The sequence below is a fragment of the Chryseobacterium ginsenosidimutans genome (assembly GCF_024807225.1).
Classification (GTDB): Bacteria; Bacteroidota; Bacteroidia; order Flavobacteriales; family Weeksellaceae; genus Chryseobacterium; species Chryseobacterium ginsenosidimutans.
Genome location: NZ_JANUCO010000001.1, coordinates 3,570,238 through 3,596,404 on the forward strand (window position 1 = coordinate 3,570,238; position 26,167 = coordinate 3,596,404).

Consider the following 26,167-nt stretch of genomic DNA (forward strand, 5'->3'; position numbering starts at 1 on the left):
TTTGAATATACCTGATTAACAGGTAAATCTATTGTATTTCAATGTTCTGTTTCAACGGCAGGTTTTTTGAAGAATTTCCAACCATAATTCTATATGTTCCCTTTTCTACGATCCAATTCATTTTCTCATCTAAAAACTGTAATTCTTTTACAGGAACTTCGATGGTAATTTGTTTCGATTCATTTGGTTTTAAATACACTTTCTGAAAACCTTTCAATTCAATAATCGGTCTTGAAACCGAAGCAAGTAAGTCTTTTACATATAATTGAACGACTTCGCTTCCAGCTTTCGAACCTGTATTTTTCACATTGATTTTAGCAATAACCGTATCATTTTCAGAATATTTTAATTTATCTAATTGCAGATCAGATATTTCAAAAGACGTATAACTCAATCCAAAACCGAAAGGATACAATGGTTCACCGCTCAAATCATAATAATCATTTCCGCGTCCTGTCGGATGATGATTGTACGTCAAAGGCAATTGACCTTCCTCAATCGGAAATGTAATCGGTAATTTTCCCGAAGGATTTTCTGCTCCGAAAAGCACTTTTGCAACCGCATTTCCACCTTCTTCTCCGGGATACCAAACATCTAAAATCGCTCCTACTTTATCTTTCCAATCCGTAGTTTTTATTGCTGAACCTCCAACCAAAACAACTGTTGTCGGTTTGTTTAATTTTGAAATTTCCTGAATAAATTGTTCCTGATTTCCGGGAAGACTCAACGAAGAACGATCCTGAAATTCACCTTCATGAATTCCTGCGGTAACGATGATATAATCTGCATTTTGAGCTTGTTTTAAAGCATCATTAAAATCTTTTTCGTAATTATTTAAGCCATAATTCCAGATCAGTTCGATATTTGCTTCACCTCTATTTTCATGGAATTCAACAAGGATATCAGATTTTTTACCTTTCACAAAATCTACATCAACAGTTTTGGTGGAATAACTTAATTTTTCCCAATTGTCGATCAATAATTTTCCATTTACATACAATCTGAAGCCATCGTTTCCGCGTAATCCCAATTGATATTTTCCGGAATTTGGCGCTTCTAATTTCCCTGTCCAGCGAACGCTGTAATTGTCGGGTTGCAGTTTTTCAGGATTTGGAGAATATAATGTCCATTTGAAATTTAATTGTTCATCTTGTCTCTCAAAAGCAGAATTTCCTTTTAAATCTGAATTGGAAAAATAATTTCCTTGTAAGCCTTTTTTATTTTCAGAAGATAAAAATTCGGTTGGAACGGTCGTAAATTTTTTCAAATTCCAATCAATTCCTTTTGAATAACTGATTTCAATATTTTTATTTTTAACGAAATTTTTAATCCCCTCCAAAATACTCACTTTCTTATTTCCCGGCCCGGAATAACCGCCCAATCTTGCATCAACAGCATCAGTTTCCAACCACCAAAATCTTTTTAACATTTTCCGAAATTGGAAGTGTCTGATGGTTATTTTGAAGCAAAACAAAAGATTCAATGGCTGTTTTTTCCGCTAAAGGTTTGTGATTTATTTTTTTTAATTCCGAAATAGCAGCATCAGAAACGTAAGGATTTTCAAATAAACCCAATTCAAATTTCGCCCGTAAAACTCTGGAAACCGCATCATCGATTCTTTCCTGCGAAATTCTTCCATCCAAAAACGGCGGAATAAATAATTTATAATGATTGTATTCTGTCTGGAAAATCACATCAAGTCCTGCATTAATCGCCTGCGCAGAAGCATCGTCATAATCTTTTGCCGTAAAATGGAGAACATTTGCACCACCAACCGCACTTGCATCACTGATAACAAAACCTTTGAAATTCCATTCGTTTTTTAATTTTTCGGTCAGCAACCAATGATTTGCCGTTGAAGGTCTTCCATCCAACAAATTATAAGAAGTCATTACCGAACGGCTTTTTCCCTGAGTAAAGGCTTTTTGAAAAGGAATTAAATGCGTTTCCTCCAAATATCTTTTGCTCCAATGAATAGGATACGAATCTCTTCCGCCCTCTCCAACATTCGCTAAAAAATGTTTTGGAGTGGTAATAATTCCCTGATTTTCAAATGAACTGACGAAATTTACACCCATCATAGAAGTCAGAAACGGATCTTCACCATACGTTTCTTCTGTTCTACCCCATCGAACATCGCTCGCCAAATTTACAACCGGTGTTAAAATCTGACGAATTCCTCTCAATTTTGATTCTTTTGCAATCGCTGTCGAAACTTCTTTCATCAACTCAGGATTAAAAGTCGCCGACAAACCGATCGCTTGAGGAAAAGCGGTTGCGCCTTCACGCATCAATCCGTGTAAAGCTTCATCAAAAGGGATAATCGGAATTCCCAATCTCGATTCTTCCACAAAATATTTTTGAATAGCATTGATTTTTCTCGCCAATTTTTCCGCATCTTCATTCGCATTGTATTTCAATAATTGCCCTGCAACTCCGCCTCCTTGATTTCCTGCGCTCACTTGTAATCCAAAGATTCCGTGGGAATATTGACCTTTCGGAACGTTGTCCAAATCTCCGGGAATCATGAAACATTGCCAGAATTTTTCTTCAGGCGTCATTCTTTTCAGTAAATCCTGAACTCTGGCTTCTATAGGCTGTTTCGGATCTTTGTATAAAGGTTTTTGGGCAGAAATAATGACAGAACTCAACAACGAAATTCCAATTAATGTAAAACTCAATTTCATTATTGCGTTATTTGAATTACAGTTGAATATTTTAATTGATTTCTCTCTTTTGGTAAATTAATTTCAATAGAGTTCCCTGATTTTTTCCATTGAATTTTATTCGATAATCCTAAAATTTTCAATGATTTTGGTTTAAAATTTTCAGGAATAGGGAAATTTAGCATCGATGGAGCTTGATAATTTATTTTTTCATCCAAGTGAAAAATATTCACCATTTTTCCATCTTTGCTTTGCGTATAATAAAAATTCCCGTCGTGATAAGGAGCGATTGCTCTTGTCGCAAAAACGGCCGATTGATTGTTATCCATCCAACCTGAAATTTCTTTTAATATTTCATAAACGATGGTGTCATAATCTCCGTTGGGTCCGGGAGCAATATTCATCAGATAATTCCCGCCTCTTGAAATGATTTTAACCAACGTTTCAATGATCTTTTGAGAAGATTTGTAATTGTCATTCGGAACATACGAAAACGAATCTCCCATCGTGATACAGCTTTCCCAAGGAATCGAAAGCGCCTTTTCAGGAACGGCTTGTTCGGGTGTCACATAATTTTCCCATTTTCCTGGAACAGTACGATCTACCACAATAATTCCAGGTTGATTTTTTCGAGCCATCGTCCCGATTTTATCCATATCAATGTCTTGTTCGACTTTGATCGTTCTTTGCCATTCTACATTTTGATCGATCGTGTGAAACGGACGAACCCAACCTCCATCCAACCAAAGAATATCGATTTTACCGTAGTTTGAAGTGATTTCATTCAACTGATTAAATGTGAATTTTTTGAAATTGTTCCACTTTTCAGGATATTTTTTCGGATCATAATTTACATTTCGATCTTTTGGCGGAAAATACGACCACCAATAATTGTCTGAATGCCAATCGGGTTTTGAGAAATAAGCCCCGATTTTGAAACCTTCCTTTCTAAATGTATTGAAAATCTCTTTCGTCACATCCGCTTTTGGATTTTTGGAAAAAGGTGTTTTTGAGGAAGTAATTTTATAATCAGATTGTTGCGTATCAAACATTGCAAAACCGTCGTGGTGCTTTGTCGTGAAAACCACATATTTCATTCCTGCTTTTTTCGTCGCATCTGCCCATTTTTGCGGATTAAATTGAGTCGGATTAAAAGTGGTCTGCAGATTTTCATAGTTTTTCACATATTCATTGTAAGATTTTCCGTGTTCGGGTTTTCTTTGAGTCCAGGATTCGTCTTCAGGACATAAGCTCCAACTTTCAACAATTCCCCATTGACTGTATGTTCCCCAATGCATGAAGAGTCCGAATTTTAAATCCTGCCAGTTTTCAAGATTTTGAATAACCAATGGATCTGTCGGTTTTTGATACCCTTCCGAAACATTGTGAGCCTGAGAAAAAAAAGTAGATGAAATGAAAAATGATGAAAGAAATATGGTTTTTGCTTTTTGTCTGATTACCATTGACGTTTAGTTTTTGCTAATTTAATCATCATTTGATGAATTCGCAAACTGTTTTGCTTGGCTGTTTTTAAACCGCAAAAGTGGCAAAAGATTTAACACATTAGAATTTTTAAGATGATTATCATACTGCAGAGAAGAACACATTAGTTTTGAAAATCTTTAATTTTCTTCTTATGTGATCTCAATGTTTTCAAAATATTTAATTAAAATCTAATGTGACTCATGTGTTAAACCAAATTTTTAAATACAGATTCAACGTTCGGATAAGAAAACTGAAAACCATTTTTGAGTAATCTTTCAGGATAAACATTTCGGCTTTTTAATAACAATTCTGTTTCGGTTTTTAAAAATATAGATGCGATTTCCAATTGCCAAACCGGAGCATTTAATCCAAAAGGAATTTTCATTTCTGTTCTTAATCTTTTCATGAATTCTTCATTGGGTAAAGGATTTGGAGCAGTTACATTGATAACTCCTGACATATTTTCAGAATCAATAATATGTTGGATCGCATTGCAGAAATCATCAATATGAATCCAGCTTACATTTTGGTTTCCTCTTCCTTGTTTTCCACCCAAACCTAATTTTGTAATCAATTTTAATTTCGGAAAAGCTCCGCCATTATTACCTAAAACGATTGAAGTTCGCAACGCCACTTTTCTCACATTTTCATCTTTAATAGTAAAAAATTCTTGCTCCCAACTTTTACAGATATTCATAGAAAAATCGTCGCCGATGATTCCGTTTTCTTCTGTATTTAAGTGTTTTTCGGAATGAACATAAATTGTCGCTGAACTTGCATTCAACCAAACTTTTGGTTTATTAATACAATGGTCAACGGCTTGTTGAAGAACTTTTGTACTGTTAATTCTTGAAGAATAAATTTCCTTTTTATTTTCCTCAGTATATCTGCAATCGACAGATTTCCCTGTAAGATTGATTAAAACATCTGAATTTTCAAGGAGACTTTTCCATTCGCCCAACGTTTTGGCATCCCAATGAATTTCATTTTCACGTTTCGGATTTCGGGTTAAAATATAAACTTCATTTCCTTTATCCGTAAAATATTTTTCAAGATTTTTTCCGAGGAAACCGGTTTCAGCGGCAATGATTATTTTCATTTTGGTTGGTTATTAATTATTTAGGTTCATAGCTCGAAGCTTTGAGAGCTTCCTTTATATTTATTTAAACTATTTTTTATTATATTTGGTAAATACTGATTGTTCTACCAATTGTTATTTAGCTTTTTTTCCATTAAAAACTTGAACAAAATTACCCCCGAAGTTAAATTTTAAATATAATAAAAATGACATTTAAACATTTATTTAAAGCAGCGGCACAGTGGACTTCAATTCAAAATGAAGAAATACCAAAGTCTAAAATTTACAGCAAAAGTCATCAAGTTTTTATAGAAGGTAAACCTGTTTTAAATGTTTCGGCTGCAAAAAGTTTCAAAGGTGATCCAGCGTTATTTAATCCTGAAGATTTGCTTTTAAGTAGCTTAGTATCGTGTCATTTGATGTCGTATTTATATGTTTGTTCACAAAAAGGAATAGAAATTCTCTCTTATTCGGATCATGCTGAAGCCACTCTGGAGTTTCTTCAAGATGGAAGCGGTCGTTTTATTGAAGTTCAATTAAATCCTAGAGTAATAATTGCCAATGCTGATCAAATTAAAGAGGCAACGGACTTACATAAAAAAGCAAATCAATTGTGTTTTATTGCGAATTCGTGCAATTTCCCGGTTTTGCATCATGCAATTTGTGAAACTTTATAAGAAATTAATGCCTAAAATATCAACTATACATCGCCCAAAAAGTATATGCCAGAATTTTCAGGCAATGTATAATTGTTAGACTAAATTATTCTTTTATTTTAGAAAGAGAAACCGCGTTGATACAATAGCGCAACCCACTCGGTTCAGGTCCGTCTGGAAAGACATGCCCTAAATGGGAGTCACAAGTATTGCAAACTACTTCTACACGCACCATTCCGAATGTTTTATCTGCATGATAGGCGATTGCATTTTCTTTTAATGGCTGTGTAAAAGAAGGCCAACCAGTTCCTGATTCAAATTTTTCGCTGGCATCAAATAGCAAAGTACTGCAACATTTGCACTCATAAATTCCTGGTTCAAACAAACTGCATAACTCAGAACTAAACGATCTTTCGGTACCTTTCAGTCTCGTTACCTGATATTCTTCTGGGGTTAAGATTTGCTTCCATTCTTCTTCCGTTTTTTCAACTCTCTTGTCCGGAATTGGGTTTCCTTGGTTTGTAAACTGAATTACGTCTGCCCATTTAATCATAATATATAATTTTGAATTTTAAAAATAGTTTTGGGGATACTAATTAATTGTCGAAGTTTCTATAATAACATTTTCTTTTAAAGTTTTGTGTACAGGACACCTCGAAGCAATTTCCTCCAGACGTTTCTTTTGCTCATGCGTAAGGTTTCCTTTAAATTCTAATTTTTTAGAAATATGGCTAAGGAATTTCCCCTTTCCACTTTGATCCTGAATATCTTCCATATGTTTTTTAGAATGCGTGATATAAACATAAATTTCATCGAGCTCCCAGTTTTTTCGATCAGCATACAATTTTAAAGTCATTGTTGTACAAGCAGCAAGTGCTGCACTAAGATAATCATAAGGACTCGGACCCAAATCATCTCCGCCAATATCCTCCGGTTCATCAGAAATAAATGTATGCTTTTTAGTTTGAATATACGTTGAAAACTTATCCTCCTGCAAATTTAAATAAGCCACTAATTGTTCGTCATTGGTTTCCAGCATTTTGTTTTCTACAGGAGTAAAATAACGTTTTACCCAAGTTCCTATCATATCTCCTACATAATGTCCATCAGCTGAAGCTGATAATAAATGATCTGCCTGATCCAACGAAATAAAACTTTTGGGATGATGTGCATTCTCGTATAAGTCTTGTGCATTTTGAATTCCAACAATGGTATCGACCGGAGAATGCATAATCAATAAAGGTTTTCTTAATTTGTTTACAATATCAAGAAGATTTAATTTTTCAAAATCATCTAAAAAATCTTTATTAATTAAAAAAGGTCTTCCACCGATATTAACCTGAAGTTCGCTTTTATCTTTAATTAAAGATTCAGCTTCACTGAAATGTTTTTTTATATGATTTATATGCGAAGGAGCTCCAATCGTGGTTATGGCTTTTATATTGTCTAATTTGGAAGAAGCCACAAGAACTGCTGCACCTCCCAAAGAGTGTCCGACCATTAACGACGGTGCTTTATAATTTTCGGTGATATAATTATTAACATCAATTAAATCCTGAACGTTTCCTGAAAAATGACTTTCAGAAAATGACCCTTCACTAGAAACCAAGTCCTGTAAAATCAAAACGAACAACTCCAAAACCGTGGTTGGTGAGTGCTTTACTGATGTGTCGAACAGCATTAAAATTGCTATTGCAAGTGAAACAATGGGCAAAAATGGCAAAATAATAGGGTTTTTTATTGGGTGGCAAATCCAAAACGGCATTTAATGTGATTCCTTTCGAATTTTTAATAATCATTTTAGTCTGTTTCATTCGTTTATTTTTAAGTGTTGAAGTTTTTCTGTATCAACCTGATCAGAAAATTGTTTCAGAATATAGTTTAGTTTCGGATTGATAAAGGTTTCACAAAAAGGTTTTTCAGGATTTTTATAATAGTAGTTTAATTGGTCTTCAATATTTAATTTGAAAGCTTCAAAAGGCAAAACCTGTGTGATGATTTCTTCTTCAAAATCTGTTTGCAAAGCTTTTAAAATAGCTTTAGAATCTTGAAAATCTTCTTCATTAAAAATATAAACTGCCGAGCGATATTTTTCTCTCATACTATGTTTTTTTGTGCAACTGTGTGTATGAAGATGAATCTCGATTAAAGTTTTCAACTCAATTAAATTAGGATCAAAAGTTACAATAATTCCTTCAGAAAAAGTAGAATGTGACCCGTTGGAAGCCAGCCAACCCTGCTCGACTTTTTGAACTCCTTTTAGAGAATTAAAAATAGCTTCGGTACACCAATGACAGCCTCCTCCTAATCCTATTTTTCTCATATGATTTAATTTTTTTTATTGAACTCATGCATGTTTTTTTAATTGGTTACCCAATGGTTTTAATGATTCCAAATTTTAGCTTCAATCAAAAAAGTTCAAATAAATTATTTTAATAAATTAAGATATAGAGTGTTTAAAATCTGAAAAACCTAAATTTAAAAAATAATAATGGGTAAAACTCATAAAAAAATCATAAAAGAAACATTATAATATTTTTAAAGGTCGAATAAGAGCTTTTATTAGGCTAAATATTTTTTTGTTTTCACTTCAATTTCAGAACCTTCTGCAAGCATTACGGAGATTGGTTTTTGCCGATTTAGACATTCAAAAATTTTTCCGTAAATCGTTTTAAAATCAATTTCCAGTTGGTGATTTTTAACTAAATAATAATCCCATTTTGGATGGCATACTTTGTATTCTGAAGTTTTATTTTCTTTTTTAGTGAAACCATAATAATGCTCGGTGATAAATTCAAATTCGGAATTCACCTCCATTTTTAATGGTTCGTTTTCTGCTGTGATTTCGATAGAATGCCAATTTTTATCTTTCCAGGAATATTTTATTAATAATTCTTTATCTTTTTCACGAATACTATTTTTCATCGGCATTGTTGTATAATTTTCTTTATAAATTGAATTTGCCACAAAGCTCAACGCCGGTTTCGGAACAATTTCTTTAATGAAAACCACTCCCCGTTTCCAGTCGTTTCCTTCTTTTTTCTTTACATAAAATCTTAAATTAACTTCTTCAAAATTTCTATGAAAAGGAATCGGAAGTCCTAATAATCTGGTATTTAAAAACATAAATCCGACTAAGCTTACGTAACATTTTCCATTGTAAAAATCGAGTTCTGTACCTTCGGGAAGATATTTAATTAAGATTTGGGGATCTATTTCGTAATTGATGATGGCTAATTTTCGCCATTCTGCTTTTAGGAAGTTCATTGTGGTGTTTTTTGTTGTTGGTTTATAGTTGATGGTTGATGGTTTTGAACGTTGAGGTCCTTCGACTTCGCTCAGGATGACATCGCGAATACTATCTGTTTTGACGCTCGCTTCGCTCGCGCTTTATACCATTTTAATTTATTTTATTATTTTCCGCGGTGGTTTTGATTAATTTATTTCGTTCCAGTAGAAAATTGGTAAGATAATTTTTAAGGAAAAATCGGTTGAAAAGTTTTCCGATGATTCCTAATGGAGATTCGAATTCGAAAATATCGGTCATGATTGTGTTTTTACCTTCTTGTTTAAAAATATGTTGATGCCTTACAGATTTAAAGGTTCCTTTCAACATAATATCTGTGAATTGATGAGGTTTTTCCATGCTGACAATTTTTGAAGTGTGTGTTTGATAAACTCCCAAATGTTTTGCCCGCCAAGTAACCGTTTCGCCTTCTTCGATTAATCCTGAAGTTCGTCCTGCAATTGCCTTTTCTCCGGTTTTGAAAGTTGATTTTTGATGTAAACCGATGTCTCTTGCTAAATCAAAAACCGTTTGAACATTGGCTTTGATGATTGTTTTTAAATAGATTGTTGACATTTTTTATAATTTTTATCGTTGATAGGATTTTCATCCTATCCTGTTTTAAGTCGTCACTTTATGAATCCGAATTCTGTTAAAAAGTTTGTTTTTTATTCAATTCAGGTAAGACTTGATCTATTCTTTCTGCGAGTTTGGGTAATTTTATCGTTGGAACTGCGGGAAAAAGATGGTGTTCCATATGGTAAAACATACTGAATGTGAGTTTATTTTTCCAGAATCCGCGTTGAGTTCTTGCAATGTTTGGGTTTTCGTGCGTGTCGTGATGAACAGTCCAGACTGCGAAAAATGCCATTAAAAACTCGCCCAAAAACATGATTAAAATGTGATATATCAAAAAATTAATTTTAAAATAAAAAGCAGCAAATACGAAAACTGAAATCGATAGTAATTCAAATATCATATTCTTTTTATAATTTTTATTGGCTTTTTTAAATGTGATCCAATGAATTAAAAACATATGTTTTGGACCGTATAAAATCGCTTCGTACCATTTCATTGAGGCAGATTTTCCTTCATAATCTTCTTCTGAAAGACAGAATTTATGATGTCTGAGATGATTAAATTTTACTGCGTGAATGGATGTCATCATTAGCACACTATTGAGATACATTGAAAGCCAAGTGAGAAATTTTCCTGTTCCCAGTGAGTTATGAAATCCGTTGTGAACCTGTCTTAGCGCCGTCAAAAAATAGAATCCTGAAAACGGAAGAGCCATCCAATAATATTCTTTGTAAGCCAAAAACAAGGAAATAAAAAACCAAGGCAAACTGATGTTATTTTCGATCAACATTTCTTTGACAGAAAGCTTTTTGAGGTCTTTCCATTCTACTTTTTTTGTGAGTTCGAGGTGGTTCATTTTTTTAGTTTTTTAAAGATTTAACCAAACAATTATTGCCAAAGCTGTCATTCTGAAAAGCGTCCAGGAAATGGTCGGAAGATAATTCAATTTTAATATTTTACATCTTCTTACATGTTCCAGAAACATGATTAATACTATAATTCCGAAATAAATAAGTGAAAAAATTGAGCTTAGATTTAAAAATAAAGCAGGAATTAAAAGCAATGTTCCGATTAAAGAAACCGTCATCATATTTCCCAGATAATTCCAAAATTTTTCTTTTAAATAAACTTTTAAAAATATAGTCTGCCAAGCAATTTGCCCCAAACAAACGATGAACTCTCTTAAAAAATGATGTCCTGCATTTAACCCTAATTTTGCTGTAAACAAACTCAAAATATAAGATGAGAAAAATACGACGAACGTAATGTATGTGATTCTGTATTTTAAGTTAAAATCCGGAATACAAGATTGGTCTGTATCATCTTTTTTTGACGGAATAATTTGTTTTCGATTGTAAGAAACAAAAGAATACAGTTTTTTGAAAAACCAATACAAAGGCTGTATTCTCGCAATTTTTTCTAATAACGGAAAGGAATTTCCGATTATCAAGAGCAAACTGTCTAAACCATAAATAACTTTATTTTTAGTGTGATCGACCAAAGCGATTTCGTTTTTTGCACGGTTGAAATCTATCAGATTTTTATTTTTCAACGACAATTCTGTAAAAGCTTCTCTCCCGTTTTCATCAAGCATTCCTGCTTTCATAAAACCTTTTGAATAGATATTGCACATGGGACATTCGTTGTCATAGATGAGGGTGTGGTTTTGTAGGGTTTTCATTGTGTTTTATTTTTGAAATTTGTAAAGTTTATAACAGTCGTAAACATATACAATTGCTAAAACTGGACTATAAAAAACTGAAGCGATTAAAATGTATCCGATAAAATTAGTAACATCATTATTGTTATTGAAACCTAAAACAGCCAACCAAGAAACCCAAACAGGCATTATAAAAAAGCCATAAATAATATACGTTAATGATTTTTCTGTTTCTTGAAATGCTTTAATTAAAAAGCTTATTAACTGTGGTATTCCTACTACAAAATAAAATAGGAAAATTCCATAACCAAGTCCAATTCCTATAATTATCGAAACTAATCCCGCAATAAATACATAAAATTGAATATAAAAGTCATTTTTAGCAAAAGTTTTCATGGCTATGAATTTTAAAGGTTCAAAAAATCTCCTCTTGTTCGTTTGTTCTGTATTTTGAATGTGAAATACATCCAGATTTTAAATAGTAACGTCTTCATTTTCTACTAATTTTTCTTTGTTCGTGGCGTGTTTGCGACCTTTCAAGAAAAGTAATAAGTTGAGAAGCATCATTACGCCAAGATAAATTGAGAATCCTCCGATTTTCTGACTTAATGCGACGACTAATCTTTCTACGCTTTCGATTTGGAAAAACTCAATGATACAAAGGGCAAAACCGATATTTAAAAGATAAAAACCAATTTTAAACAGTGAATTTGTTGCCATTGCAATGTCTTCTTTCTGATGAAAAATATCAATCATAAAAGTCTTTGAATTTTTAAACAAAAACTGAGAAACCAACACTGTAAGCGTGATTACAATTGGTAAGTAGATCATGTACGCCTGGAAATTGTACGTTTGGGTAAGGATAGTTGCAGTCATGATAATTTTATTTTATTGTTAATTTTTTTCTTAAAATATAAAGGGTAAGAATATTCGTAAAATGTAAAAAGCAAAGAATCAGAATAATATATCCGATACGGGTAAAAACCGTTGTTAAAACTTCTTCCATGTTGGTTATCTTTCCCCAAGAACTCAAGCTGATCGCGATATAACCGAGGTTGACCAAATAATAACTCCCTAAAAGTATTCTGTTGACCGTTAAACAAAAATCTTTGTCTTTGATTAAATATTCCAAATACACTTTTCCGGAATTAAAACATCTTCTGCCCACATCGATCGTGATGTACGAACTGATGGAAAGAAAAAGCAGGTATGAAATTATATTGAACATTTTATAAATATTATAGTTTCAATAATTTTTGAAAGTTTATTTGAAATAAAAAAGGATATTGAAATCCTTTCTATTTTAATAAATTAGTGATCTTTCCGACCAGCCAATGATCGTCACTTTTTATCGCGAGATCCATAATATTGTTGATTTTTCCTGTCACAGAGCTGAAATCATCCATTAATTTGATAAATTCTTTTGCTCCTTCAGAATCTTTATCTTCAATATTTTTAAGCTCTTCTAAAAAGGAAATTACAGGTTCGATTTCTCTTTTTCTACGCTCTTTTGTAATCTGTTTGAATAAATACCAAACATCTTTTTCCGCTAAAAAATATTCCTTTCTTTCCCCTTTTACGAATTCTTTTTTTACAATTCCCCAATCCATCAAAGCTCGCAAATTCATATTGGCATTTCCTCTAGAAATTTCAAGCTGCTCCATCACTTCATCGGTAGAAAGTGCTTTACCACTCGCCAAAAGCAACGCATGAACCTGCGCCATCGTACGGTTGATTCCCCAATTGGTAGCGAATGTTCCCCAAGTTTGAATGTATTTTTCTTTAGCTTCTGAAAGTTGCATTTTGTTCTACTTTTAATTTCTGATACAAATGTAATAATAATTTTTGAACTTTCAATAATATTTGAAAGTTTATTTTAAAATAAAACAGACACCCTTTCGAATGCCTGTCTTACCGCTACTTTTTAATTGATTTATAACTTTCTACTAACCTTATAAATTCAGAACGATATCCTTCTTCATCTTTATTTTTACCTTCTTTTGCTAAATCTTCAATGGTGTTGAGGTCTTTTTCCTTAATTAATTTTGAGTCTCTTAAAACCAGCCCGAACCAAGCCACAGAAGAAACAAATTTGTAATCCGGACTTGAGTCAGCAAGTGATTCTTCAGAATTCTTCACCACTTTTGTGATCTCTGTACTTTTATCACCATCAGGTTTTTTGTAACGGAATTTTATAGTTGCCAATTCATCCCCAAAGTTTTGCGTATTCGTTATTGCAGAATATTTTAACTTGCTTTCTTTTGGTGCAAATTCAGAACTTACACCCGCAGGAATCACTTCATATAAAGCAGTTACGGTATGTCCGCTTCCTAATTCTCCGGCATCAATTTTATCGTTTGTAAAGTCTTCATTTCTCAATTTTCTGTTTTCGTAGCCAATTAATCGATAGGATTTTACAAATTTTGGATTAAATTCAATCTGAATTTTTACATCTTTAGCAATCGCATACATACTTCCCGCGAATTCTCTTCCCAAAAATTTATTCGCTTCCTGTAAATTATCGATATAAGCGTAATTTCCGTTTCCTTTATCGGCAAGAGTTTCCAGTCTGTTGTCTTTATAATTTCCCATTCCGTAACCAAGACAGGTAAGGAAAATCCCGGTTTTTCTTTTTTCTTCAATTAACGTTTCAAGATCTTTTTCAGAAGAAATCCCAACGTTGAAATCTCCGTCTGTAGCCAAAACAACACGATTATTCCCTCCTTTAATGAAATTCTCCTGAGCCAGTTTATAAGCCAGTTCAATTCCTGCTCCTCCTGCCGTACTTCCTCCCGCTTGAAGCTTATCCAAAGCTTTACTAATTGTTTCTTTTTCTGCGGCTGAAGTCGGTTCCAAAACTGTTCCTGCGTTTCCTGCATAGACTACAATTCCTACCTTATCCTGTGGTTTTAGTTGATCCAACAACACTTTCAACGAAGATTTTAACAGTGGAAGTTTATTACTTTGATCCATAGAAACCTGAAACATCGATCAGGAAAATAATATTGGAATTCGGAAGGTTTTCCATCGCTACATTTTTGCCCTGAAGTCCGATTTTCAACAATTTATGATGAGGATTCCAAGGAGAATCGCTGTATTCTGTATTGATTGAAAAAGGCTGCTTATTTTCCGGTTGAGGATAATCATATTTAAAATAATTCATCATTTCTTCCACTCTTACCGCATCTTTATCAACCACACTTCCGTAATTAATCATTCTTCGGATATTGGAATAAGAAGCATTATCCACATCAATCGAAAATGTAGAAACCGATTGATTTTTTGTCAGTTCAAAAGGGTTTTCAACCAAAGAATTGTATTCTTCGTCGGTATTATTAATTTGCTGAATTCCTTTCTTCCCTTTAGTTGTGGTTATTTTCTTTCCGTAAACTTTATTGTCTGTTACAGCTTTCGCTTGTTTCACAGGTTTTGATGGAACATTGCGCGTCTTCTTTGCCCTTGAGTTACCTGTCACAGCAACACTTTCTATTGAATACGAAACTTCCATTGCAGTCATTGTTTTCGGTTTCGGGCAGCCATTATATTCAGGCATTCCCGGAACTGTAGGACACGCATCGTCTTTATCCAAAACACCGTCGCCATCCGTATCCGACCATGGGCAACCATTATTTTCAGCCGGCCCTGCAACCGTTGGACACGCATCATCTTTATCAATAACACCGTCGCCATCTGTATCCGGCCACGGACAACCGTTATTTTCTACAACTCCGGATAACTCTTTGCAGGAATCATCTTTATCAGGAACGCCATCACTATCCATATCCGGCCATGGACAGCCTTTATTTTCAATCGGTCCTGCAATTTCCGGGCATTTATCCCGTCTGTTTTTTATTCCGTCCTGATCTTTGTCTTTTTCAATGCTTAAAGCTTTTGTTTCTTTCGAAGAATCTGAAGCGCTTTTGGTCTTACAGCTTCCCAACAAAGCCAACGCCAATATTGTTATCCCTATTTTTTTCATAATTAATTTTTTTATTAAAACATCGAAACCAATTTTGCAGTTACTGCTATTCTATAGATGCAGAAATTTAAAAAGGTGACAGTAATAATTTTATTTCTATCTAATTATTTTCGATCAAGGTTCAATTTTAGCGTTAATTCCTTCATTCCAAAATTTGGCTTCAGGGGTGTAATACAGGTAAATATTACTTGCTTTTCCTGTGTATTCTCCGGCAAATTCTACTTTTAAATCAAGATTAATTGTTTTCGTTTCATTAGCATCAAAATGTTCCCAGTACAACACCAGATAATTATCAAAAATCTCAAAATAAGACACCTTTTTTTTATCCAGCATGTCTTTTAATAAAGCATTTTGCAGCGTTAATCCCGCAGGAATTCCAATTTTTGCTGTAACCATCGGCAATTGTCCGTTGATTTTATTTTTAATCGTCACTGTCATTCTGTTCGTCTCTCCTACTTTTGAAGTTTGAGATTTCAATTTTGTTTCCATTGTTAAAGGAATATCAGAGCTTTTCGGAGCTTTTAAACTATAATATTGGCATTCAAGTTTGTAAGGCAAGCCTTTTTGAGACGTCGGATAATCAATTATAATCTCATTTTTTCCGACTTTATAAGCAGAAGCAACACTTAAGCTTGGTAAAATTGCGGCATTATTTATCTTAATTTGAGGTCTTTCTGTTCCGTACATTTTTTCATTTTTAGAAAAGAATTCAGACAATGTTTCCAAAGCGAGACTCGTTGCCTGTGTCGATCCGAAACCGTAATATCCGTTATAGCTCATTAAAACATCTGCAACATTTCTGATTTTCGTTTCATTCAATTTGGTGTATTTCTGCAAAGCCATCATGTAAAGTGATAACGTTTCCGCTTTCGCAGACATTCCTTTTGAGCCTGTAAATGTGATATTGGGATTTACATTTTTGTTTTCAAACTGTTCATTCAAAATGCCAACAATATTTTCGTAATCGCTGTTTTTATTAAGGTTAAAAGAAACATTTGCCATTAACGCCAACTGATAAGAATCCTTCATCGCCAAAGCCCTTTTCAGATTGATGGCATAAGAATCTTCAATCTCATTTTTAAAACCAAGTTTCGACAGCGCATACAACACATACATATTTCTCGACCATGCATATTCCGAATACGGACTGTTGATTTCATAACTTTTCCTCGCCTCAAAAATCCCGTTTTGGTTTTTCTTTGATAAAATGAACTTTTTAAGATCATCCATCATTTTCTGATCGATAGAAACATATTTTTTCAAATCGCTAAATTCCAGCAATGCAAATGCAGACAAGGAAACATCCGATTCCGCAGCATTAAAATATACGAAACCGCCGTCTTTATTTTTATAGCTCAACATTTTCTGGAAGCCTTTTTTCATGTTTTTAATGACTAAATTTTTCGTTTCATCATTGATTTTCCCAGCTGATTTTAAATAATCCAATATAAAAATATTAGGATAAACTGTTGACGAAAGCTGCTCAAAACAGCCGTAAGGTTCACGTTTCAGCCTTTCCAGATCTTCAAAAAGCTGCAACGCCGAATTGTCAAAAACATAATAAGATGAAAAGAAGCTTCGCCTAATATATTCCGGAATATCAATTTCTATTTTCTCAGATTTATTATTGATTATCGAAAATTGGTACGGAAAACCTTTCTCCTCAACATTAAACGGCAGAATCATTGTTTCCCTGAAATCGCCCGATCTCACCGTAAACTGAATATTGGAATTCACCACTTCATCCATCTGAATTTTCACGAACAATCTTCCGGATTCCAGCGGTTTTAAAGTGATTAAACTATCCGATTTCATCAGATTCACATGATTCGGAACAATCACATTCATCGTCATCGTCTTGGTTTCGGCAGAATTATTTTTAATAACAACCGGAATCATCATTTCGTCTGTTCTCGTCAAATATTGCGGGATTTTGGCATCAATAGAAATCATACTTTGCGCTGCATACGTCGTTTCATCTCTTCCTAAAAGTCCGGTTGCGGAAATTCCTTCCGTCAGAATTCTGAAAGTCGTGTTTGCATCAGAATTGTAAAATTCAATTGTTGCTTTCCCGTTTTTATCGGTTTCCACCACGGGATTCCAATAAATTATTTCTCTGTAATCGAATCTGTGCGAAGTATTGGTCGTTTCATAAGCGGGATAAGAAAACTCGCGCCCCATCGCGTAAAATGTAAGACTATCCCTCGGAATTACCTTCACCGCGTAATATGTTTTGGGAGTAATATCAAATTTAATATTTGAATTTCCGTACTTTGCAGAAGTAATTAAAATCACTCCATTTGCACCCTGACTTCCGTATAATGCGGCTCCTGCAGCATCTTTCAGAACGGTGACAGAATTTACATCGTTTGGATTAATATTTACATTAAAATTTTCTACAGGAACTCCATCCACGATGAATAAAGGACTTTTATTTGAAATAGCACGCGATCCTCTGATCAAAACATCTGCATTCATCCGATTGCTCGATGGCGAAATCTGAACTCCGGCAACTTTTCCTTCCAACATATAACCTATATTTGGATTTTGGATTTCTTCCCTATTGACAACTGTTACAGAATTTGTTAAAGCATCTTTTCTTTTTATACCTAAAGCTCCCGTTACAACGACTTCATTAATCTCCTGAGATTTTATCGTATCTGCGGCAACTCCTCTTCCTACAGGTTTATTTGCCGCTAACAATTTTTGATTTAGTTTTTTCATATCCACTCTTTCCAATACTTCTCCGACAATTTCATCGACATCGACATTGCTGATTTTTGATTTTACTAAAGGATTTACATCTAATTTATAGGCTAAAATCCTAACCTCGATTTTCTGTTTTGGCTGAAAAGATTTTGCTATAATTTTATAATTCGAGAAAGATTTAAGATCGCTGAAATAAAACTGTCCGTTTTCACTCGTAACCTGTCTTATAATTTTACCCTGTTTGTAATTTTCTTCTAAAAGAAAAACTTCCGCTTTTACAGGGTTTTTATTTTCATCTTCTACAATTCCATAGATTGGATTTCGTTTTTCAGGAAGATAATTGTATTTTTTTGACTTAATAATATCTGGATTCAGTTTAAAATATCTGTAGCCGCTTGTCAGCATCACAAGATCCAGACTTTTCTTTGCTTTGGCTTCTTTTTTATCAAAATAAAACTGTGGTTTTTCTATTTTTCCATGCAGTTCAGAATCCATCAAAAGCCATGAAATAATATGATTTTGCTTGTCATCTGCATACGTCCAAAGTTTGTCATCAACAACTCCCAAAGCCAGATTTGCAGGGATCGGTTTGCCGTTTTCATCGGTTGTTTCAATGTCAACAGTTACTTTTTCTCTCGGTAGATAATTTTGTTTTGAAGGCTTAATTTTCACGTTCATTTGTTGATCTTCATTAGCAAAAACAATACGTTCCGCCAACGGAATCTCATTTTCAAAAACCGTAAATCTGCAAATTCCTATCGGTACATCTTTTTTAGAAAGCTCAATAAAATTCTCCCCTTTCTGTAATACAATTTGCTTCGTATAAATCTCTTTTCCTCTGAAATTTCCTTTAATGACAACAGTTGTATCGTCTTTGGAAATCAATTTAAATCTAATCTGATGATTCTCTTTATTGACATTAAAAACAATTCCTTCATCTTTTGCAACTGGAAGCTCATAAATCTTTGAAATATTTTCCGGTTTAAGAACTTTCGCATAATACGTTTCGCCTTTTTTAGGAGTCAAAATAAAACTTCCCATTCCGAAATGGTAAGCTGAAATTTCTACTATTTTTTCTTGATTTTGGTTAAAAATTTCCAGTGTTGCATCAACAGGTTTTTCAAACTCATCCAAGATTTTAAAAGCAATATTCTGTTCAATTTCGTTAACGAAAGTTCCGCCTTCTGGCATGAATTTTACATCCAGATTATTCAAAACAATCGGAATATTTCTCGAAATAGATTCTGTAAAACCGTCGAAATTCACCTTGATATTTAATAAAGCATCGGAAGATTTTAAAACTTCAGGAAGCTTAAATTTCAATTGATTTTTTCCTTCTTTATCTGTAATTAATTTCCCTTCAGAAACCATTTCACCATTGTGCATCACTGTAAAACTCGCTTCATAAAAAGGAATCGGCAAGTTGCTGAGACTTCTCATCGAAAAATCTGCTAGTACTTCATCTCCTGCTCCATAGCCTTTTTTCGGAAAATCGAGCTTCATTAAAATTCTTGGAGAAACAATTTTTTGCAGCGTAATTTCTTTTTCAAAACCATTTTTCCCGTCTTCATTCTGCATCCAGTTGGTATACGCTTTTATCTTATAAATCCCGCCTTTCATATCATTTTCAAAATGAAAAAATCCTTCGGCATGACCGTTCTTCACTTCATATTTCACTTTTTTAATGATACTTCCGTTTGGATCGATCATCTCAAAATTGACAACCTTACTCAATTCTGTGGGAAGCTGAGTCTGCGCATTGATGATATAAATTTTAAAATCCATCGTTTCGCCGGGCTTATAAAAAACATGACTGGTCTGGACGTACGTTTTCTCTTTCTGAAAATCATCAAACTGATTTTGTGCTTTCAAAAAAGTAATTGAAAACAAAAAAATGAAACTTAAATATGCTGTAAATCTGAAATTCATACCTTAAAATTTAAATGAAACCATAAATCCGTAAGTTTTAAAAGAAGGAAGATTAAAAAAATCAAGTCCTCTTCCACTTTCCTGATCGTAGAAATTTTGATTGGGATCTGCTCCTTTATTCGCCTGCCAAAGAAGAATATTATTCACATAAAAAGTAAGAACCAATGAAGTTTTCGTCTGATCGATCGGAAAATTTTTCGATAAGGAAATACTGTTAATTCTCACGTAATCTGCTTTTTGCACATAATCTTCCGCGACTCCCAAATAACCATATCTCGTCCACCTGTTTTGCGAAACATTTTGATTCGGATCATAAAAATCTACGGGAATCTGATTGGTATTTCCGTTAAAATTTACACCTTCAAAAACATAGTTTTTATTATTCCTCTGATCTGCAGAATTTTGCGAACGTCCGTAATAATCAAGAACAGCCTGAGTTCCGTTCCATAATTGTCCGCCTTTTTTCCATTCCCAATTGAGGTCTAAAGTGAATCTTTTGAAAGTGAAATTATGATTGAACTTCATCACAAAATCCGGTGTCGGATCTGCAATAATTTTCAAGCCATCGGCTTTTTTGGGATAGCCAAAATCATCAATAATTAACTGTCCTTTCTCATTTCTTTCAAAATAACTTCCCATCACAACGCCCAAAACCTGACCTTGCATCAACGTTTTATAAATATCATTGAAACCGGAAACCGCCAAATTATTGTACCCATTTTCAACCCGATCTACAATATCTTTATATTTGAAAAATGAAATTTTATGGGTACTGGAAAAATTGTATCCGATTGTTAAATTATTAAAAGAAAAATTGAATTCATACCCTTTGTAAGAATGATCGGCAAGATTTTTTAGCCCAAGTTGATTATTTTCATAGATTGGGAAAATATCATTAAAAATTTTCCGATCGAAATATTCTCCTTCCAGACTAATTCTGTACCCTAAATCTAATTTGAATCCGGTTTTCCATTCTTTAACATTGATATTGGAAAGACCTTTAAAAGTTTCCACTTCATTCACCGGAAAATATTGATATGCATTTTCTGCATTCAGCAAAGTCGTTGCGTAAGAAGCATAAGATCTTGTAATTTCAGGCTCGGAAACTCAACTCTGTGTAAGCTCCCAACACTTTAAAATTAAAATGGTACCAATCAAAAATATCTTCAAAAGTTACATAAGCATTTGCTTTTGGCAGCCAATAATTATTTTTCTTCGAAGTATTGGAAACATAGAATGAATTCCCAAGATTAGCTCCAATTTCAAGATCATTTTCATGAATTTCAAGGCTATAATTAAAAAGATAATCCTGAGAAGTTTTCTGATAAATGTATTTACTTTTCGTTACACTATTAAAAACATCAGATTTTCTGTCATTCACAATAAAATTAAGCCCAAAAGTATTTTTAAAATCATAATCTCCCAATGAATAATTTCCGGAAATATTAGAGTTATACAAAGAATTATTCTGTGTTCTTTCATTCAGCAAACCATTGACAAATCCGTATGTTGAAGGTTTATATTGATCAAAATTCCGGAAACTGTCGCTTTCGTAAGATTGACTTAGATTCAGTTTAAATTTTCCAAAACTTTTCGCCGCATCAAAACTGAATTGTCTGCGATTGCTGCGATAATTATATTTATTTTCCTGATCAAAAAGAAACAACGGATTGTCTGTAAAACGGCTATAACTTCTTTGCGAACCGTCTGTCAGAAGCAGATTCTGTGAATTCGAAAAAGAAATTGGAGTCAACAAAGAGTTTTGATACACCCTGTTGAAAAGTCCGATTCTATTGGCATTTGTTGCTTTATTTTCTTCATAATTAAAAGCAGCATTTAAAATATATCCATTAAAACTTGCATTCAATTTTGTCTTTAAAGAATTAATCAGATTAAACTGATCGATGAGGTACATTTGGTCTTTCTGTTGACCGAGATCCAATGAAAACCGAACTATTTCACGATAACCTTGTTTTAAAAATGTATTAATTCTTAATTGATTATTGAATCCGAATGTTGTTTTAAAAAGATCATTATTGTAAGCTTTTGCGGGAGAAATTCCGTTTGAAAGATTGACTAATCTTCCATTTTGATCGTATTGATAAGGCTGATTATCAAATCCCAAAGTAGAAATATCCGGACCAAAACTGAACATTTCATCCGTTTCCGGACCTTTCCAAACCAAAGAACCGTTTTCTGATCTCCCTTGAACAAATCTATTTTGCGTCTGAGGAATCGAATTTCTGGATTTCACATCAAAAGAAGACGTAAAACTGCCGTTAATGAAAATATTTCTGTTATTTAACTCTTTTAACTGATACAAACTGTCATTTTTCAGAGCAATTTTTTTCACCTTTACAATGTAATCATCAGAACCTTTGATCGTTACTTTTTTAGCATTCTCAAAGCTGTACTGATCCATTTCTTTATTTGAAACAAGACTGTCGTAGGCTTTACTGTAAATATTTTCAACAGATTTTGATTCAATCTGACTTCTGAGAATGTCTTTTAATTCTCTCAAATGATAAGTCTGAGTAACCATCTGATTTTTCGAATTATTCCAAATCAAAGTATCAAAAGGTTTCGCAGCGATAATGGCAAATCCTTTTTCGTCGGTCATTTCGTAAATGCCACTGTTTTTATTGAAAATTTTCAAGAAAGTCTGAGGTTTTCCTTTACGATCAAGAAACTTTCCTGAATAATAAAGCTGGGAATTTTGGGCAAAGAAATAGTTAACCGCAAACAACGGAAATAGTAAATAAATTTTCTTCATATTCTTTGTTGTGATTAAAAAAAGGCGAAAAAAGAAGCCTCCGAAGAAATTTCTTTTTTCAGATTTATATAGAATGGTTATTAATTTTAAAGATTAGGAATTACTTTTTGGGTACATCATCTTTGAGAAGTTTTTTCAATTCTCTTTTCTCTTTTTTGGAAATATCTTTTGTTTCAATTAAAATAGCTCCGTTTAAAGCCTTGTTTCCAAAAAGGGCAACTGCTTTCTCACCTTTAAAAACTCTCATTGCCACTATTTTTTTAGGGTCTAAGTTTTTAAATGCTTCCGCGTTGCTGGAAATCCCGTTAATAATATATAACGGATTGGTATTCGGCATCAAAGAACCTTGACAACTGATCGAAATATCCACTTTTCCTGAACCCGGCGTTCCGGAAATCGAGTTGATATTTACACCGGAAATACCTCTTAGTATTGTATTGACCTCTGTTTTACTACCAATTCTGTTTCCGTATCCTGAATTCATGGCAACCGGTTGATTGGTTTTCAAATATCCTTTATTGTAAGCCAGAATCGAGGGTTCCTGCGTTTGTTCTTTAAGATCAAAAGGACTATTTGGATAGGCTACTTCCGCTGTATCTGCGACCGCGTTTAAGTCAGACATTTTCTTTCTGGTAGACGAAGCAAGAGCATTCACCATAGAAGATTTTTCCTTTTTGATGCCCATTGCAATCACTTCTTCTATATTTTTCATTCTTAAAGTATCTCCGATTTTATCCGACAATGCAGGTGCAGCATCTTCATGAGAAACTTCTTGTGGCGCTGAATAAACCGGAGAAGATAATGGAGGTGCTATATAAACAGACGAAGCCGATTGATAAGCAATTGCTGTAGGAGGTAATGGCAAAATATCATTTTGAATATTTGCTTTTATCATACTGTCAACCTTTTGAATATGTTCGGGAACAACAGTTGCTATATTTTTTTGAGGAATTACGGTGTTTTGAGCAAGTACCGGTTTTGTAATTTCAGCGTTTTCTTTTTTATTAGTAAAGTAAAAAATTCCTGAACCGATCAATAAACTTGCTGCAATTCCGTACGGAAGCCACATTGGGATAATTCTACTTTTTTTCTCTTCTTTTTTATCTAATCTTTCCTCAACATTCGCCCAAACTTTATCAAACCCAGGAAAAGTCGCAGGTTCTTCTAAAGTCTTAGAAGCCTCGTTGAAAGTTTTATCTATATTATTATTTTCCATTGTTGTAAAAGTTTAAATGTTTTGATGAATCAAAAGTTCCTGAAGTTTTTTTCTTGCAAAATTGAGTTGAGATTTTGATGTTCCTTCACTGATAGAAAGCATCGTCGCGATTTCTTTGTGAGGATAACCTTCAATCGCAAAAAGATTAAAAATAGCTCTGCAACCTTCGGGAAGAAAATTTAGCAGATTTAAAATATCTTTTTCAAACGAGGCATTTTCCATGGTAGAATCAGAATAAATGACATGATCTTCTTCTAAAGAAATATGCAGTTCTTTAGTTGATCTCAATTTCTGTAAACATTCATTCACAGCGATTTTTCTCGCCCATGCTTCAAAAATATCCGGATTCTGAAGCTGACTCATTTTTGTAAAAATTTTATAAAAACTGTCCGCCAAAACTTCCTCGATATCTTCGTCATTTTTCAGATAACGTTTGCAAACCGAGTACAGTTTTCCCGCCATCTTTTCGTAGACTTTCCGCTGCGCATTGCGGTCGTTCCGTTGACATTCTATTAGTAGCTCTCGTTCCATAATCAGGCTTTATACTAGTATAGATGCAAAAAACTTCAAACAGGTTGGAAACATTTTAAACTTTTTTTAAAAATTAATAAAAAATATTGAATACAACAAAGAAAGTTAAAATAATTAAGACTGTTTTGTATTGATTTTCAATAATTTAATTATATAAAAATATCTTTCAAGCAAATATTTAATTAATTCATTTTCTTTATTTAATATCTCAAATTTCTTAATGTCTTGCACCTTTTCATGAAAAAGATCAATATTAAATTTAACCTTTCCCTTTGTAACGAATCTGTAATATGAACGACTATTCATATAAATAATCTTTTTATAGTAATGAAAAATACCAAAATTGCGTCATTACTTTTTGTTTTGTCTGCAGGAAGTATGATGTTTGCTCAGGATGACTTAATCAACAAGTTAAAGAACAATCAGTCTCAAAATGCTAATTTTCAGTTCACAACGTTGAAAGATGTTGGTGCAACTTCTGTGAAAAACCAAGGTTCTTCGGGAACTTGCTGGAGTTATTCGGGGAATTCTTTCCTTGAATCTGAAATGCAGAGAATGGGTAAAAAGCCTGTTGATTTGGCAGAAATCTTTACTGCAAGAAATTCTTATCACGATAAAGCAAAATTATATGTTCTCAATAACGGAGCGATCAGTTGGGGAGACGGGGGTGAATTGCACGACGTTGTTAACATGTACAAAAAATACGGTGCCGTTCCTCAAGATGTTTATACAGGATTAAAATCCGGACAGACTTTGAATAATTTCTCTGAAATGCAGGGTAAATTGAAGCCGATTTTAGACAGCTTGGTTCAGGCTGCAACAAAAGGAAAACTGACTGACAACTGGATGTCTTCTGTTGATGCGATTTTAGATCAATATTTAGGAAAAGTTCCTGCCAACTTTACATACGAAGGGAAAAATTACACTCCTCAGACTTTTGCTAAGGAAGTTGTAGGCATCAATCCGGAAGATTATGTGGAAATTTCTTCTTACAAAGATTATCCTTATTATCAGAAATTCGTAGTTCCGATTCCTGATAACTGGACTCACGATTCTGACTGGAATGTACCGATGAAAGATTTAACAGCAATTATCGATAACGCTGTAAATAAAGGATATTCTGTAGGTTGGGCGACTGATGTTTCTGAGCCTTATTTCTCTTATAAAAACGGAGTTGCCTATGTTCCGGATGTAGATTTGGATCAGATCACTGCGGAAAACAAAGGAACTCTATTCACAGAGCCGAAAAAAGATAAAGCAATCAACGAAGATATGCGTCAAAAAGCTTTGAATAACCTTTCTACAACGGATGATCACGGAATGCACATCGTAGGATTGGCAAAAGATCAATCTGGAAAAGAATATTATATGGTGAAGAATTCTTGGGGTGTGACGAATGATTTCGAAGGTTATCTTTATGTGTCAAGACCTTATGTTGAATACAAATCGACTGCTATTTTAATTCACAAAAGTGCGCTACCAAAAAGCATTAAAAGACAATTGAAGCCAACGAAAAATATTGGTTTATAAAAATGCATCACTCTTGTCATTAGAATATGACAATTTTAGATATTTAAATCTGTTAAAAACCGTTTTCATTCTTTGGGAACGGTTTTGTTT

General features: G+C 33.5%; 23 protein-coding genes and 1 pseudogene. 2 read left to right on the plus strand and 22 right to left on the minus strand.

The window, feature by feature from the left end; translation table 11 throughout:
- Positions 1-28 precede the first annotated feature (28 nt).
- From J3D55_RS16655 to J3D55_RS16670, 4 genes are all read right to left on the minus strand, one after another.
- Positions 29-1,429 (minus strand): glycoside hydrolase family 3 C-terminal domain-containing protein, encoded by a 1,401-nt coding sequence (locus J3D55_RS16655; RefSeq protein ID WP_259132616.1) that lies wholly within the window; start codon positions 1,427-1,429, stop codon positions 29-31.
- The gene (locus J3D55_RS16660) at positions 1,398-2,687 is read right to left on the minus strand and encodes a glycoside hydrolase family 3 protein (RefSeq protein ID WP_259132617.1); all 1,290 of its coding nucleotides are present in this window, start codon (positions 2,685-2,687) and stop codon (positions 1,398-1,400) included. The genes J3D55_RS16655 and J3D55_RS16660 overlap by 32 nt, the downstream gene beginning before the upstream one ends.
- A complete protein-coding gene (locus J3D55_RS16665; RefSeq protein ID WP_259132618.1) occupies positions 2,687-4,129 on the minus strand; it encodes an alpha-L-fucosidase in 1,443 nt (480 codons plus the stop codon). The genes J3D55_RS16660 and J3D55_RS16665 overlap by 1 nt, the downstream gene beginning before the upstream one ends.
- Before the next feature lie 227 nt (positions 4,130-4,356).
- The gene (locus tag J3D55_RS16670) at positions 4,357-5,250 is read right to left on the minus strand and encodes a TIGR01777 family oxidoreductase (RefSeq protein WP_259132619.1); all 894 of its coding nucleotides are present in this window, start codon (positions 5,248-5,250) and stop codon (positions 4,357-4,359) included.
- A 185-nt stretch (positions 5,251-5,435) separates the two neighbouring features.
- Between J3D55_RS16670 and J3D55_RS16675 the strand changes: the two genes are divergently transcribed.
- The gene (locus J3D55_RS16675) at positions 5,436-5,906 is read left to right on the plus strand and encodes an OsmC family protein (RefSeq protein WP_259132620.1); all 471 of its coding nucleotides are present in this window, start codon (positions 5,436-5,438) and stop codon (positions 5,904-5,906) included.
- A gap of 85 nt (positions 5,907-5,991) precedes the next feature.
- Here the strand turns inward: J3D55_RS16675 and msrB are convergent, their stop codons facing one another.
- From msrB to J3D55_RS16765, 18 genes and pseudogenes are all read right to left on the minus strand, one after another.
- Positions 5,992-6,438, minus strand: a complete 447-nt coding sequence (gene msrB, locus J3D55_RS16680) for a peptide-methionine (R)-S-oxide reductase MsrB (protein WP_259132621.1) — start codon at positions 6,436-6,438, stop codon at positions 5,992-5,994.
- A gap of 39 nt (positions 6,439-6,477) precedes the next feature.
- Positions 6,478-7,524 carry a bifunctional alpha/beta hydrolase/OsmC family protein gene (locus tag J3D55_RS16685; protein WP_310467182.1) on the minus strand — a complete coding sequence of 349 codons (1,047 nt, stop codon included), beginning with the start codon at positions 7,522-7,524 and terminating at the stop codon, positions 6,478-6,480.
- Positions 7,484-7,699, minus strand: a complete 216-nt coding sequence (locus J3D55_RS22370) for an alpha/beta hydrolase family protein (protein ID WP_310467184.1) — start codon at positions 7,697-7,699, stop codon at positions 7,484-7,486. The genes J3D55_RS16685 and J3D55_RS22370 overlap by 41 nt, the downstream gene beginning before the upstream one ends.
- A complete protein-coding gene (locus J3D55_RS16690) occupies positions 7,696-8,208 on the minus strand; it encodes a peptide-methionine (S)-S-oxide reductase (protein ID WP_259132622.1) in 513 nt (170 codons plus the stop codon). Before J3D55_RS16690 ends, J3D55_RS22370 begins: the two co-directional genes overlap by 4 nt.
- A 239-nt stretch (positions 8,209-8,447) precedes the next feature.
- Positions 8,448-9,152, minus strand: a complete 705-nt coding sequence (locus J3D55_RS16695) for a YqjF family protein (RefSeq protein ID WP_259132623.1) — start codon at positions 9,150-9,152, stop codon at positions 8,448-8,450.
- Between the two features lie 133 nt (positions 9,153-9,285).
- Positions 9,286-9,747: an SRPBCC family protein gene (locus tag J3D55_RS16700; protein ID WP_259132624.1), complete on the minus strand. Its 462-nt coding sequence runs from the start codon at positions 9,745-9,747 to the stop codon at positions 9,286-9,288.
- Between the two features lie 76 nt (positions 9,748-9,823).
- Positions 9,824-10,606, minus strand: a complete 783-nt coding sequence (locus J3D55_RS16705) for a fatty acid desaturase (protein WP_259132625.1) — start codon at positions 10,604-10,606, stop codon at positions 9,824-9,826.
- A 12-nt stretch (positions 10,607-10,618) separates the two neighbouring features.
- Entirely contained in the window at positions 10,619-11,431 is an 813-nt protein-coding gene (locus J3D55_RS16710; RefSeq protein WP_259132626.1) for a DCC1-like thiol-disulfide oxidoreductase family protein, read from the minus strand.
- Positions 11,432-11,437: 6 nt separating this feature from the next.
- Positions 11,438-11,806 (minus strand): hypothetical protein, encoded by a 369-nt coding sequence (locus J3D55_RS16715; protein WP_259132627.1) that lies wholly within the window; start codon positions 11,804-11,806, stop codon positions 11,438-11,440.
- Positions 11,807-11,884: 78 nt separating this feature from the next.
- Positions 11,885-12,286, minus strand: a complete 402-nt coding sequence (locus J3D55_RS16720; RefSeq protein ID WP_259132628.1) for a hypothetical protein — start codon at positions 12,284-12,286, stop codon at positions 11,885-11,887.
- A 7-nt stretch (positions 12,287-12,293) separates the two neighbouring features.
- Positions 12,294-12,638, minus strand: coding sequence for a hypothetical protein (locus tag J3D55_RS16725; protein ID WP_259132629.1), 345 nt, complete (start codon positions 12,636-12,638; stop codon positions 12,294-12,296).
- Between the two features lie 70 nt (positions 12,639-12,708).
- Positions 12,709-13,212 carry a GbsR/MarR family transcriptional regulator gene (locus J3D55_RS16730; protein WP_072410050.1) on the minus strand — a complete coding sequence of 168 codons (504 nt, stop codon included), beginning with the start codon at positions 13,210-13,212 and terminating at the stop codon, positions 12,709-12,711.
- Between the two features lie 115 nt (positions 13,213-13,327).
- Positions 13,328-15,389 (minus strand): annotated as a pseudogene (locus J3D55_RS22690) (YfbK domain-containing protein).
- A 114-nt stretch (positions 15,390-15,503) separates the two neighbouring features.
- Positions 15,504-20,027 (minus strand): TonB-dependent receptor plug domain-containing protein, encoded by a 4,524-nt coding sequence (locus tag J3D55_RS16745; RefSeq protein WP_259132630.1) that lies wholly within the window; start codon positions 20,025-20,027, stop codon positions 15,504-15,506.
- A 3-nt stretch (positions 20,028-20,030) separates the two neighbouring features.
- Positions 20,031-21,086 carry a hypothetical protein gene (locus J3D55_RS16750; protein WP_259132631.1) on the minus strand — a complete coding sequence of 352 codons (1,056 nt, stop codon included), beginning with the start codon at positions 21,084-21,086 and terminating at the stop codon, positions 20,031-20,033.
- A gap of 34 nt (positions 21,087-21,120) precedes the next feature.
- A complete protein-coding gene (locus J3D55_RS16755; protein WP_259132632.1) occupies positions 21,121-22,800 on the minus strand; it encodes a hypothetical protein in 1,680 nt (559 codons plus the stop codon).
- Positions 22,801-22,900: 100 nt separating this feature from the next.
- Positions 22,901-24,016, minus strand: coding sequence for a TonB-dependent receptor (locus J3D55_RS16760; protein WP_259132633.1), 1,116 nt, complete (start codon positions 24,014-24,016; stop codon positions 22,901-22,903).
- Positions 24,017-24,028: 12 nt separating this feature from the next.
- The gene (locus J3D55_RS16765; RefSeq protein ID WP_259132634.1) at positions 24,029-24,547 is read right to left on the minus strand and encodes an RNA polymerase sigma factor; all 519 of its coding nucleotides are present in this window, start codon (positions 24,545-24,547) and stop codon (positions 24,029-24,031) included.
- A 327-nt stretch (positions 24,548-24,874) separates the two neighbouring features.
- On the opposite strand from J3D55_RS16765, the gene J3D55_RS16770 reads away from it, so the two are divergent.
- On the plus strand, positions 24,875-26,077 hold the full coding sequence (locus tag J3D55_RS16770; RefSeq protein ID WP_259132635.1) for a C1 family peptidase: 1,203 nt from the start codon (positions 24,875-24,877) through the stop codon (positions 26,075-26,077).
- Positions 26,078-26,167 lie beyond the last annotated feature (90 nt).